We start from the raw sequence: 12,732 nt of genomic DNA, 5'->3' as shown, positions 1-12,732 counted from the left end.
TGAGGGTTGCCGGAATCACAGCCCGTCGCGGTGCGATGCGCCCCGATAGCAGCAATGAGGACCGTTTGCCATTCGCAAGTATTGTCTTACAAGAGAACTGTGATCCTATCATCACAGCAGCAGTTACAGTTCAATTCACAGTGTGAAGGATCCCGGATGCATCTTCCTCGTACCGTCCAATCGCCCGATAGCGCTCATAACGATGTTGGAGCAATGTCTCGATATCGAACGCCAGCAGTTGGTTCAGATGCCGACGAATAGCGTCACCCAGCGTTGCGACCATCGTGGTCGGATCGGCATGGGCGCCGCCGGATGGTTCAGGAACGATCTCGTCGATAATCCCCAGTTCCAGCAAGTCCTGCGCCGTTATCCGCATCGCACGCGCTGCATCGGGCGCTTTCGCCGCGTCGCGCCAGATGATCGAGGCGGCTGCTTCCGGTGAAGCGACCGAGTAGATCGCGTGCTCCAGCATCAAGATTCGGTCTGCCACGCCGATCGCCAGCGCGCCGCCGCTACCGCCCTCACCGATGACGCACGCAATGATCGGCGTCTTCAAACCTGCCATCGTCAGGATGTTCTCGGCGATTGCGTTCGCCTGCCCGCGCTCTTCCGATTCGCGGTTGGGGTTGGCGCCTGGTGTGTCAATGAAACAGATCACCGGGAAGCCGAACTTCTCGGCGTGCTGAAACAGCCGCAGCGCTTTGCGATACCCTTCGGGGTGCGGCATGCCGAAATTGCGCCGGATGTTTTCGCGCGCATCGCGCCCTTTCTGGTGCCCGACCAGCACGACGGTTCGCCCTTCAAACGTCGCCACGCCGCCGACAATCGCTGCATCGTCACCGAAACGCCGGTCGCCGTGCAGTTCGACGAAATCGTCGCACAACCCGCGAATATAATCGAGGGTGCGCGGGCGCTGCATATGGCGGGCAAGTTGCACTTTGTCCCAGGGAGTAAGTGTTTGTGTCATGAGACGTCCCTTCAGCCACGCATGTCAGAGAGAAGCCAACGCTGTTACGATCGGTTCGGACTTGTGCGCTGTGGCACGACCTTCAGCCGCGTAGAGGCGCAGCAGTTTCGCCAGGGTGCTGTGCAACTCACTGCGCGGAACGACCATATCAACCATGCCGTGCTGAAGCATAAACTCGGCAGTCTGGAAATCTGCCGGAAGTTTCTGGCGAATCGTCTGCTCGATGACGCGACGACCGGCAAACCCGATGCTGGCGCCCGGCTCGGCAATAATGATGTCGGCGACCGAAGCGTAGGAAGCGGTGACGCCGCCATAGCAGGGATCGACCAGCACGGCGATGTGCGGTTGACGGGCAGCGGCAAGGCGGGTCAGCGCCATGTTGACTTTTGCCAGTTGCATCAGCGCAATAACCCCTTCCTGCATCCGTGCGCCGCCACTGGTATTGATCGTGAGCAGCGGAATGCCGAGCGCCGCAGCGCGTTCCGCTGCACGCGCCATTTTCTCGCCGAACACGCTGCCCATTGAGCCGCCGATGAATTCAAAGTCGCATACTGCAACTGCCAGACGGCGCCCTTCGATACTCCCAACGCCGCTGACCACTACATCGGCAAGACCGGTGCGGCGCTGCGCCTCGCGCAACTTGTCGGCATACGTCTCTTTGGGCGACACAAAACCCAGCGGATCGGCTGGACGCAGGTGGGCGTCGTGCTCGACGAACGAGTCTTCATCCAGCAGCGCCAGCCACTCGCGCGCCTTCAGACGCATATGGTAGCCGCAGCGGCAAACCTTCATGCGTTCCGCCAGTTGTTTGTGGTAGATCAGTTCGCGGCACGATGGACACTTGATCCAGACATTGTCCGGAACATCCGCCTCGACGGATTGTACGACGGTGAAACTCTTGCGCGATCGTTGGATCAACTCTTTCATCCGGTCCTCCCTCTGACACCAACTGTGATGGTCGCCCGACCGCAAACCTTCGCGCATGTGAACCACACATCAAAGTGTGTTATCGACAGCAAGAGCCTTGGGGGCGCACCACGTGAGAAGAGCGTGCTGGTCACATTAAAACATGCTCATATGCTCATGACGCAGTATACCATTGTGAGTTTTGGAACAAAACAATCGGAAGTACAGGTTTCGCATCCCCATGAAGATGACAATCCCCACCAAATGGCGGGGAGAGGCAGTGCGTTCTCCTGGGGACTCCTGCAACTTGAAGTATCGTCAGAGTTTTTCGAGGAGTTCGCGTAGTTTCGGCGCGACGTCCGCCAGTTCGTCGGGAAGGTGATCACCGCGCAGAATGGTTTGCCCCAACGGCGAACTCTTGAAGTCGAGCAGTTCGCTTTCTGCAACAAATCAGTACGATTACTTGACAGGCGCTGTGCACACGGTATACTTTTACATACGGTATGCGATGGTACCAGCGCGTGCCGAATGATCGTATGACAGATTCCGCAAACTCGAATATCCTCTTCGAAAGCCTCCTGATCCTGCTGCTTATCGTCGCCAATGGCTTCTTTGCCGCTTCGGAGATCGCAATTGTCTCTGCGCGCAAGGGGCGTCTCGAACAGCAGGCGGAACGGGGTGACGCTGGCGCGCGCACGGCGCTCGCGCTGCTGGAATCACCGAGCCGTTTTCTTTCAACGGTTCAGGTTGGTATTACGCTCCTGGGTACATTTGCGGCGGTTTTTGGCGGTGCAAGCATTGTGAAGGTGCTGGATGCCTGGTTGCGCAGTATTTCTGGGTTGGCGCCCTACGCCGGGGCGCTGGCGCCGGCTATCGTGGCGCTGACCATCAGTTACTTCTCGCTGATCGTCGGTGAGTTGGTGCCAAAGCGTCTGGCGTTGCAGAACGCTGAGCGAGTCGCAGCGACGGTCGCTCCAATCATGGCGTTGCTGGCGCGTCTGGCATCGCCTGTGGTCAGTTTTCTGACCTTCTCAACCGAGGTTGTGTTGCGGTTGCTTGGTCGGCACAATGTGGCTGAAATGCCGGTCACCGAGGACGATATTATGGCGCTGGTGCGCGAAGGCGCTGCCGATGGCACCGTGGCGGACGCTGAGCAAACCGTTATTCACAATGTCTTCAAGTTCAGCGACCGCACCGTTCGTTCTTTGATGACGCCGCGCACGCAGATTACCGCTCTTGATGTCGACACGCCAATTGAAGAAGCCTTGAGGATCGCTACGGAGTCGGGCTATTCACGTATTCCGGTGTACGAAGGCTCGCTCGATCACGTGATCGGCATTCTGTATGTCAAGGATCTGCTGGCGTTCTGGGGGCAGTGTGAACCGCCGAATCTGCGCGAACTGCTGCGCCCGCCAATGTATGTGATCGAGAGTCAACGTGCAGCGCAGGCGTTTCAGCAACTGAAGCAGAACCGCAACGCGCTGGCGATCGTCCTTGATGAATACGGACAGGTCGCCGGGGTGATCACCATCGAAGACATGCTCGAAGAACTGGTCGGCGATATTTCCGACGAATATGACGATGAGACCGATGAGTCGATCGTGCGCCGTGACGATGGCAGTTACCTGGTCGATGGGCTGACGCCGTTTGCCGATCTGCGCGAACGTCTCAAATTGCCGCCAGCCGATGATCTTGTCCGTGAGCATGGGTTTGAAACCCTTGCCGGTTTCCTGCTGGCGTTACTTGGTCGCATTCCTGCCGTCGGCGACAGTGTGAAGTGGGAGGGGTATTCCTTCGAGATTGTTGATATGGATGGGCGGCGGATCGATAAGGTGCTGGTTGTTCCACCGCGCCCGGCGGTTGATCAGACGCAGCATGTGCTGGCTACACGGGCGATGATGCCGAAGACGAGCCACACCAGCAAGATCGAGGCCGCTCGATGATCTGTTGCCTGTTCTGGCAGGCGTGCCTGATCGCCATCGCACTATGACTCCCAGGACCGCTCGCTGGCTCGACCTGCGCCTGGTGCTGATCAGCGCACTTGCGGGGCAGTATGTTGCGCTCCAACTGCTGACCGGCGTCCAATACTGGGATAGTCCTCGCAATCTGCACTGGGGCATCGTTGCTCAGAAACTGCCGCGTTTTCTGATCGATGCCGAAAATCCCTATGATCGTGTGAATGGGTTTCCTCCCGATCCGGTCTCCCTGGCGCCAGCCGGATTAGCGCATGGGCGCAGTGGTCCGTTGCATCCGTGGTGGGGTCCCCTGTACCTGATGATGTTTGGCGCGGTCTGGCGACTGAGCGGCTCGTATACGCTTCTTCAGGCGGTCGTTCCGGTTGCTGCCGGGGGTGTGGTGATCCTGACCTGTGCTTTCGGGTCACGCTTTATCGGGCAGCGCGGAGGTGTGCTGGCGGCGGCGCTCCTGGCGCTCTTCCCGGTGTTTCGCGAGCATGGTCCGCTATCATTCGTTGAGCCGCTCTCTGCACTGCTGGTGATGGGTGCGCTATGGGCGTTCCTCGAACAGCGCACCTGGCTGGCGGTGCTCTGCGGTACGCTGGCGATGTACGGCAAAATCGATCTTGCGTTTCTCTACCCCGGCGTTGCCGGATTGACCTGGCTATTACAATTGCGCGGCGAACGACCGCTGCCTGCCCGTCATATGTTGCTGGCGATTGGGATTCCAGTGCTCGCGCTGGCGCCGTGGGTTCTCCTGATCTACGGTGTTATCGGTCGTCCAACAACGGTTGGCGGCGGTGCGCAGATTGATGTCTTTTTGACTATTGCGCCGCAAATGCTGGAGCAGATGTTCACATTGCCGCTGACGCTGGCGATGGTGATGCTTCTGTTGCTGCTTGCCCCCGCTGTTCTGGCTGTCGCGCGCGGCAGTGCGGGAATGGCGACGACGATGCTCGGCGTCTGGATGGCGCTCGGTCTGGTTGTGCTGCTGGTCTACTCCGCGCTGCCTGGTGCAAGCAATAATCCACGGGTGTTCATTCCGGCATTGCCGGCGCTCTGTATCCTGACCGCTGCCGGAGTGATGCAGTTGGGTCGCCGTGTGCGTCTGATCATGCTGACGGTCATTTTTACCGTTTTTGTGATCGTGAACAGCGTTGGGGTGGCGTACCAGGTGTTGCAGGCACGGGTGACATCTGCGGCAATGCCGGTGTGGTCAGCGCTGCGCGATGCGCCACCTGGGGTCATTCTGACCGATCAGTACTGGCAGGCGGCGTTATACACCCATCAACCGGTGACCTGGTTTGAGCATGATCCGGTCTTTCAACGCAACATCATGCATCATGCGACCAATTTCCGCCGGTATCTTGCAGGAGCGCCGATTCGCTACATCGTGCTGCCACGCGATCCGGATGCAGAGGCGAAGCGCCTGGCGTCGCCGGAAGCGCAATGGTACGCCGCATTGCCCATTGGACGGGATCTTGGTTGGAGCGCAGAGCCACTGGCATCCGATGATGTGCGCGCATACCTGGATGCGACTTATCCGAAGCGTATGATTGGAGAGTATATGGTTTATGTAGTTGAACCTTGATCCGGCACTTCGCGCTTGCGTTCCTTTTCGTCGCCTACCCACTCGGCGGCGCCATCCGCCCAGTACTCCTTCTTCCAGATCGGCGCTATCTCTTTGACGCGATCCATGATCCACGCCGCCGCCTCGAAGGCTTCGCGGCGATGCGGCGCTGCAACCACGACCAGCACCGCCGTTTCGCCGATCTCCAGGCGACCGATCCGGTGGTGAACAGCGATCCCGCCGGTGTTCCAGCGTGTGCGCGCTTCCCCGGCGATCTGCTCCAGTACTGCCTCCGCCATACCGGTGTAGGCTTCATATTCCAGAAATGCGGTTTTGCGACCGCCGAAATGGTTGCGCACCACGCCGGCGAATGTAACAACCGCACCCATATCGGGTGACTGCACCAGCGCAACCAGTGGCGCGGGATCGAGCGGCTCGTGCGTGACGACGAAGGCGCGGGGTGCGCCGCCGCTCACCGGCGGAATGAATGCGACCTCGTCGCCATGGTGCAGGGACTGATCGGGTGTGGCAAACTCCTGATTGACTGCAAACAGCAAGCGACCGCTGTACCCTGCCAGGCGCGGGTAGCGTTCGGTCAGCAGCGTCCAGAGCGCCCCAACGGTTGTTCCCGGCGCAAGGGTCAGCGTCTCGTCGCTGCGCCCGGTTATCTCACGATGCGCCGCAAAGTAACGCACAATAATGGTGATCGTGTCGGCCATACCATCAATGTTCCAACGTTCAACGTTCCAATGCTCCCACGTTCAACGCTCAACGTTCGTAACTACTCAGGCTGCCTGGCGTTCAGCGATTGAAATCGCCCCTGGAAGGCTTTTCGCCGGGCGTCCACCTGCGTGGACGCTGCCACGGCGACCGCATAGGCGGTCGCCCGGCGCGAAGCGTCCTCTCAGGCGCGGTTTATGGAGATTGAGAAATAAATCCGCTATACGCCTTGTGCCGTCGGGCTAAAGCCCTCGGCTAGGCGAGGCGAAGCCCGCCTGCGCGGGCGAGAGCGGATTATTTACTCAAAGACCATCAACCGCACGCCTGAGCAGTTGCCAACATTTCAACGTTCAACGCTCCCACGTTCCCACGTTCAACGTTCAACGTTCAACGTTCAACGTTCAACGCTCCCACGTTCTCACGTTCCCACGTTCAACGTTCAACGTTCGTAACTCCTCAGTTGCCTGGCGTTCAGCGATTGAAATCGCCTCTGGAAGGCTTTTCGCCGGGCGTCCACCTGCGTGGACGCTGCCACAGCGACCGCATAGGCGGTCGCCCGGCGCGAAGCGTCCTCTCAGGCGCAGTTTCAACCGCACGCCTGAGCAGTTGCCAACATTTCAACGTTCAACGCTCCCACGTTCAACGTTCAACGTTCGTAACTCCTCAGCTACCTGGCGTTCAGCGATTGAAATCGCCTCTGGAAGGCTTTTCGCCGGGCGTCCACCTGCGTGGACGCTGCCACAGCGACCGCATAGGCGGTCGCCCGGCGCGTCCTCTCAGGCGGGGTTTCAACCGCATGCCTGAGCTCAGGCTGCCTGGCGTTCAGCGATTGAAATCGCCCCTGGAAGGCTTTTCGCCGGGCGTCCACCTGCGTGGACGCTGCCACAGCGACCGCATAGGCGGTCGCCCGGCGCGAAGCGTCCACACAGGCGCGGTTTCAACCGCATGCCTGAGCTCAGTTCAGCGATTGAAATCGCCCCTGGAAGGCTTTTCGCCGGGCGTCCACCTGCGTGGACGCTGCCACAGCGACCGCATAGGCGGTCGCCCGGCGCGTCCTCTCAGGCGGGGTTTCAACCGCATGCCTGAGCTCAGGCTGCCTGGCGTTCAGCGATTGAAATCGCCCCTGGAAGGCTTTTCACCGGGCGTCCACCTGCGTGGACGCTGCCACAGCGACCGCATAGGCGGTCGCCCGGCGCGTCCTCTCAGGCGGGGTTTCAACCGCATGCCTGAGCTCAGGCTGCCTGGCGTTCAGCGATTGAAATCGCCCCTGGAAGGCTTTTCGCCGGGCGTCCACCTGCGTGGACGCTGCCACAGCGACCGCATAGGCGGTCGCCCGGCGCGAAGCGTCCACACAGGCGCGGTTTCAACCGCTCAGGCTGCCTTGGCGTTCAGCGATTGAAATCGCCCCTGGAAGGCTTTTCGCCGGGCGTCCACCTGCGTGGACGCTGCCACAGCGACCGCATAGGCGGTCGCCCGGCGCGAAGCGTCCACACAGGCGCGGTTTCAACCGCTCAGGCTGCCTGGCGTTCAGCGATTGAAATCGCCCCTGGAAGGCTTTTCGCCGGGCGTCCACACCGGCGCGGTTTCAACCGCATGCCTGAGCTCAGGCTGCCTGGCGTTCAGCGATTGAAATCGCCCCTGGAAGGCTTTTCGCCGGGCGTCCACACCGGCGCGGTTTCAACCGCTCAGGCTGCCTGGCGTTCAGCGATTGAAATCGCCCCTGGAAGGCTTTTCGCCGGGCGTCCACCTGCGTGGACGCTGCCACAGCGACCGCATAGGCGGTCGCCCGGCGCGTCCTCTCAGGCGGGGTTTCAACCGCATGCCTGAGCTCAGGCTGCCTGGCGTTCAGCGATTGAAATCGCCCCTGGAAGGCTTTTCGCCGGGCGTCCACCTGCGTGGACGCTGCCACAGCGACCGCATAGGCGGTCGCCCGGCGCGAAGCGTCCACACAGGCGCGGTTTCAACCGCATGCCTGAGCTCAGTTCAGCGATTGAAATCGCCTCTGGAAGGCTTTTCGCCGGGCGTCCACCTGCGTGGACGCTGCCACAGCGACCGCATAGGCGGTCGCCCGGCGCGTCCTCTCAGGCGGGGTTTCAACCGCATGCCTGAGCTCAGGCTGCCTGGCGTTCAGCGATTGAAATCGCCCCTGGAAGGCTTTTCGCCGGGCGTCCACCTGCGTGGACGCTGCCACAGCCAACCTTCAACGCCCAACGTTCAACCTTCAACCTTCAACCTTCAACCCTCACAGCCGCACCGGCACGCCTCGTTCTGCCAGATACTGCTTGACGTCCCGGATAGTATAGGCGCCGAAGTGGAAGATCGACGCCGCCAGCACTGCATCGGCGCGTCCTTCGACCAGACCGGCATACATATGTTCCGGCGAACCGACCCCGCCGGAGGCGATGACGGGAACGTTGACTGCTTCAGTAATAGCCCGGAGGAGATCAATGTCGTACCCGCCGCCAACGCCATCCTCGTCCATACTGTTAATCACGATCTCGCCAGCGCCCAATTCCACCCCGCGGCGCGCCCATTCGATAGCGTCGAGACCCGTTGGACGCGGATCACGTCCGGTATGGGTAAACACCTGCCAGCGGGGCGGTTCGTCCGAGGCGTTGACCCGTCGCGCGTCGATCGAAAGGACGATACACTGACTTCCGAAGCGACGTGCGCCATCCTCGATCAATTGCGGATTAAGCACGGCTGCGGTGTTGATCGATACCTTATCGGCGCCGGCGCGCAGCATGCGGTACATATCCTCGACGGTGCGCAGCCCGCCGCCGACTGTGAGCGGAATGAACACCTGCGCTGCGGTGCGCTCGACCACATCGACCATAATCGCGCGTTCATCGCTACTGGCTGTAATATCGTAGAACACCAGTTCATCAGCGCCGCCAGCGTCGTAGGCGGCAGCAAGTTCAACCGGATCACCAGCGTCACGATGGTTCAGGAAGGCAACCCCTTTGACGACCCGACCTGCTTTTACATCAAGGCATGGAATGATACGGCGTTTCAGCATCGTGTCTCTCCGAACGATGAGCGTCTCACCGCTCCTGCGGCGCGCGACCACGTTCCACCTGCTCGGCATGGATTTCGTCTGCCTGAGCGCGGAGCGCCGCCAGTAATGTTTCAATCAGGCGCACATCTCGACGTTCCAGATCGACGAGATACGCCAGGCTCTCGCGTTGAACGTGCTCAACATGGCTGGCTGTGCGATTCTGCCGCTGTTCCAGTTCACGCAACCAGGCATCGATGCGATCAAGCCAGGTGTGCAACTGACGCAGATGCTGCTCCTCGGTTTCCGCGAGCGACACAATCTTTTCGTCCTGTTGCTGACGGATCTCTTCCAAACGTTCCTGATTCATCAGGAACCGTTCGGTCGAGATGCGTTCAACCCGCTTGATCTCGCCAGTTATCTCGTTGATCCGCTCATTGATCGCCGTTATCTGAGGCGGTAACTGCTCGGCAAACAGATCGATATGCTGACGGATTTCATCGAGGCGGTTGAGACGACTGGCATGCGCCTCGAGGGTGGGATGAATATCCGCGATCAATTGCTGCGCTTCGACTGCCTGACGACGCAGACTCTGCTTTTCGATCTGGAGGTCCTCGCTCAACCGCCGCATCTCGTCGCGCAGCGCCTCATCGGCGGCAGTGGCGTCGTTCAGGCGAGCCTGGAGGGTGCGATGCCGCTCTTCGGCTTCTTTGATCTGCGCATTCCAGGATGCAATCCGTTGCTCCAGTTCATCGATGCGCGGGAAAAGCGGCGCAATCGCGTCGCGGTCCTGGCGTCGCGCCTCACCAAGTTGCTGAATCTGCGACTGCATCTCGCGCATGGGGCGCAACCCTTCGTCGATTTTGACCAGCGCACCGGCTACCTCTTTCCGCAGCGCCGTGATGTCGCGCCGGTAACTGTCGAGCGTCTGCGCCATTTCCTGACGCTGGCGGTCGAGCAGTCCCTCTATTTGGGAGACGCTTGCTTCAACTCTGCGGATCTGCTCCATCGCCCAGGCGTATTTGTTTGACTGCTCTTTCAGCAGGCGGCGCAGTTCGTCTATCTGCCCCTGAAGGTAGACGAACTGTGATTGTTCGGCGGCGCGGAGGCGCTCTTCTTCGTATTTGCTGGTCGGTTGAGCTGGCTTGCCGGGGTTGGTCATACAGACTCCTTCACTGCACTGCGGCGAGCGCATCGCTCAGCGAGAGGTCGCCGGTGTAGAGCGCACGCCCGACAATTGCGCCCTCGACGCCAACCTCCGCCAGACGACGCAGGTGGTCGATCGTGCTGATCCCGCCTGATGCGATAATGGCAGGACCGCCGGGACGAACAAGCGCGCGGGTTGTTGCGATATTGGGTTCCGAGAGTGTGCCATCACGTGCGATGTCGGTGTAGATCACGCGCCGGACTCCCAGCGCTGCCATCCGTTCGACCAGATCGATGGCGCTGATAGCGGCGGTTTCGGTCCACCCGGCGGTGGCTGCCATATCGTTGCGAGCATCGACGGCGATAGCAATCGCATCGCCGAACTGCTGCACCAGTTGCCTGATGAGTTCCGGGTCGTGAACGGCGGCTGTGCCGAGAATGACACGCTGGACGCCGAGTTCCAGCGCGCGTTCGACCGCTGCGATGCTGCGCAGTCCGCCGCCAAGCTGCACTGGCGCATCGACCGATTGCACGATCGCGCGGATGATGTCGGTGTGGACTGGGTGACCGCTGCGGGCGCCATCGAGATCGACGAGATGCAGGCGTGGCGCGCCCTGTGCGACCCAGCGATGCGCAACCGCGACTGGATCATCATCGTACACGGTAACGCGCTGAAAATCGCCCTGGTACAGACGCACACATCGCCCGCCTTGCATATCGATGGCAGGAATGATTTCCATCACAAAACCCCTGCCCATGCGACAAAGTTCGTCAGCAATTGCAATCCGCAGCGACCGCTCTTTTCGGGATGGAACTGCACTGCTGCCAGATTGTTGCGAATGAGCGCACTCGGAAAAGAGACGCCGTACTCTGTCATCGCAGCCGCATCGCGTTCATCCGTCAGATCGCAGTAGTATGAATGGACAAAATAAAAGTCACTGCCGTCGTCGATGCCGGTGAACAGCGGATGCTGCGCTGCGTGAGGCGTATAGTGCACCTGATTCCATCCAATCTGCGGCGCCTTGAGTCCGGCTGGCAGGCGTCGCACCACCCCGCCAACAATGCCGAGGCAGGAATGCAATCCGAACTCCTCGCTCTGTTCGCAGAGCACCTGCATTCCCACACAGATGCCGAGGAACGGCGTCCCCCGTGCAATAACGTCACGAATAGCGGCGACAAGTCCCAGGCGTTCCAGGTTCTGCATGGTATCGCGGGTTGCCCCAACCCCGGGCAGAATAACCGCCGGCGCGTCGATCACAACATCCGGGTTGCTGGTAACTTCGAGCGGTGCGCCAATCCGCTGGAGCGCCCGCATGACGCTGCGCAGGTTACCGGCGCCATAATCAATAACGGCAATGCTCATAGGAGTACAATGTTCCGATTATCCGGCAAGCAGCGGGTGATTCTGATGCATACGCGCGATCAGCGCCGAAATATCCGGCTCTGGCTCATTTGACGGTCCGAACGGGTCAACAACAGTATCATCGTTTGCCAGAACTTCCAGGCATGCCAGAACACTTGCCGCCAGCGCTTTCAGGTTGTAGCCGCCCTCGAGCACCAGCGCGATACGTCCGTTACAGACCTCTTCAGCCGTTTCCTTCAGGCGGCGCGTCAGTGCAGCATACCCGGCGACCGACAGCGTCAATGGTCCAAGTGGATCAGCCCAATGGGCATCATAACCGGCGGACACCAGGATCAGGTCTGGACGATAACGCCGCAGCGCCGGAATGACGACATCATCGAACAGGCGGGCAAACCCGGCGTCGCCGACGCCGTGAGGGAGCGGAAGATTCATCGTCGTGCCGCGTCCTCTGCCCGAACCGATCTCACGTTCGGCGCCGGTGCCCGGGTAGAGCGGCGAAGCGTGCGTCGAACAGAAGAAGACCCGATCATCATCGTAGAAGATATCCTGCGTTCCGTTTCCGTGATGCACATCAAAATCAACGATTGCCACCCGTGTGACTCCCAGATGGTCGATAGCGTGGCGCGCAGCAATGGCAACGTTGTTGAACAGGCAAAACCCCATGGATTCGGCTCGGGTCGCGTGATGACCGGGTGGACGAACCAGCGCAAACCCATTCTGCGCCGACCCGCTGACGACCGCGTCAACGACCGCCAGGGTCGTGCCAGCAGCCATGAGCGCCGCATCCCAACTCGCCGATGTAGTGTATGTGTCGTGATCGATCCACGATCGCGGGCGTGTCGCCGACCAGCGCACCACTTCAATCATCTGTTCGGTGTGAACAGCGCGCAGTTGCGCCTCAGTCGCCGGACGCGCCGGAACTTCGAGCAGCACTGAACGTAGACCACTGGCGTTCAGTGCAGCAGTAATCGCATGCAGACGCGCCGCCTGCTCAACGTGCTGCGGCTCGTCGTGGGCGGCGTGGCGCGGGTTGATGGCAATGGCTGTTCTCATGACTCTGCATTATAGCACAGGTGCTGCGCCGCTTATGGCGCAACCTCCGCTGGTCAG

The 12,732-nt window shown here is 60.5% G+C and carries 10 protein-coding genes; 2 read left to right on the top strand and 8 right to left on the bottom strand.

Translation table 11 applies throughout. From position 1 onward, the window contains the following. Positions 1-130: 130 nt before the first annotated feature. Positions 131-967 carry an acetyl-CoA carboxylase carboxyltransferase subunit alpha gene (locus ROSERS_RS16465; RefSeq protein ID WP_011957905.1) on the bottom strand — a complete coding sequence of 279 codons (837 nt, stop codon included), beginning with the start codon at positions 965-967 and terminating at the stop codon, positions 131-133. A 24-nt stretch (positions 968-991) separates the two neighbouring features. Continuing rightward, entirely contained in the window at positions 992-1,894 is a 903-nt protein-coding gene (gene accD / locus ROSERS_RS16460) for an acetyl-CoA carboxylase, carboxyltransferase subunit beta (RefSeq protein ID WP_011957904.1), read from the bottom strand. Between the two features lie 515 nt (positions 1,895-2,409). Here accD and ROSERS_RS16455 point away from each other — a divergent pair. Both ROSERS_RS16455 and ROSERS_RS16450 read left to right on the top strand, forming a co-directional pair. Then, on the top strand, positions 2,410-3,816 hold the full coding sequence (locus tag ROSERS_RS16455; RefSeq protein ID WP_041335601.1) for a hemolysin family protein: 1,407 nt from the start codon (positions 2,410-2,412) through the stop codon (positions 3,814-3,816). A 43-nt stretch (positions 3,817-3,859) separates the two neighbouring features. Further along, positions 3,860-5,419, top strand: a complete 1,560-nt coding sequence (locus tag ROSERS_RS16450; RefSeq protein WP_011957901.1) for a hypothetical protein — start codon at positions 3,860-3,862, stop codon at positions 5,417-5,419. On the opposite strand, the gene moaD is transcribed toward ROSERS_RS16450, so the two are convergent. From moaD to ROSERS_RS16410, 6 genes are all read right to left on the bottom strand, one after another. Continuing rightward, positions 5,401-6,117: a molybdopterin converting factor subunit 1 gene (gene moaD, locus ROSERS_RS16445; RefSeq protein WP_011957900.1), complete on the bottom strand. Its 717-nt coding sequence runs from the start codon at positions 6,115-6,117 to the stop codon at positions 5,401-5,403. The genes ROSERS_RS16450 and moaD overlap by 19 nt on opposite strands. 2,243 nt (positions 6,118-8,360) lie before the next feature. Beyond that, positions 8,361-9,137 (bottom strand): imidazole glycerol phosphate synthase subunit HisF, encoded by a 777-nt coding sequence (gene hisF / locus ROSERS_RS16430; RefSeq protein WP_011957899.1) that lies wholly within the window; start codon positions 9,135-9,137, stop codon positions 8,361-8,363. Between the two features lie 25 nt (positions 9,138-9,162). Then, positions 9,163-10,275, bottom strand: coding sequence for a hypothetical protein (locus ROSERS_RS16425; RefSeq protein WP_011957898.1), 1,113 nt, complete (start codon positions 10,273-10,275; stop codon positions 9,163-9,165). Positions 10,276-10,285: 10 nt separating this feature from the next. Beyond that, positions 10,286-10,999, bottom strand: a complete 714-nt coding sequence (hisA, locus tag ROSERS_RS16420) for a 1-(5-phosphoribosyl)-5-[(5-phosphoribosylamino)methylideneamino]imidazole-4-carboxamide isomerase (protein WP_011957897.1) — start codon at positions 10,997-10,999, stop codon at positions 10,286-10,288. After that, entirely contained in the window at positions 10,999-11,622 is a 624-nt protein-coding gene (gene hisH, locus ROSERS_RS16415) for an imidazole glycerol phosphate synthase subunit HisH (protein WP_011957896.1), read from the bottom strand. Before hisH ends, hisA begins: the two co-directional genes overlap by 1 nt. 18 nt (positions 11,623-11,640) lie before the next feature. Further along, a complete protein-coding gene (locus tag ROSERS_RS16410) occupies positions 11,641-12,675 on the bottom strand; it encodes a histone deacetylase family protein (protein WP_011957895.1) in 1,035 nt (344 codons plus the stop codon). Positions 12,676-12,732: the final 57 nt, after the last annotated feature.

It is taken from the genome of Roseiflexus sp. RS-1, assembly GCF_000016665.1.
Lineage (GTDB): Bacteria > Chloroflexota > Chloroflexia > Chloroflexales > Roseiflexaceae > Roseiflexus.
The sequence above is the reverse complement of the archived record's forward strand: the minus strand, read 5'-3'. Positions and strand labels throughout refer to the sequence as shown.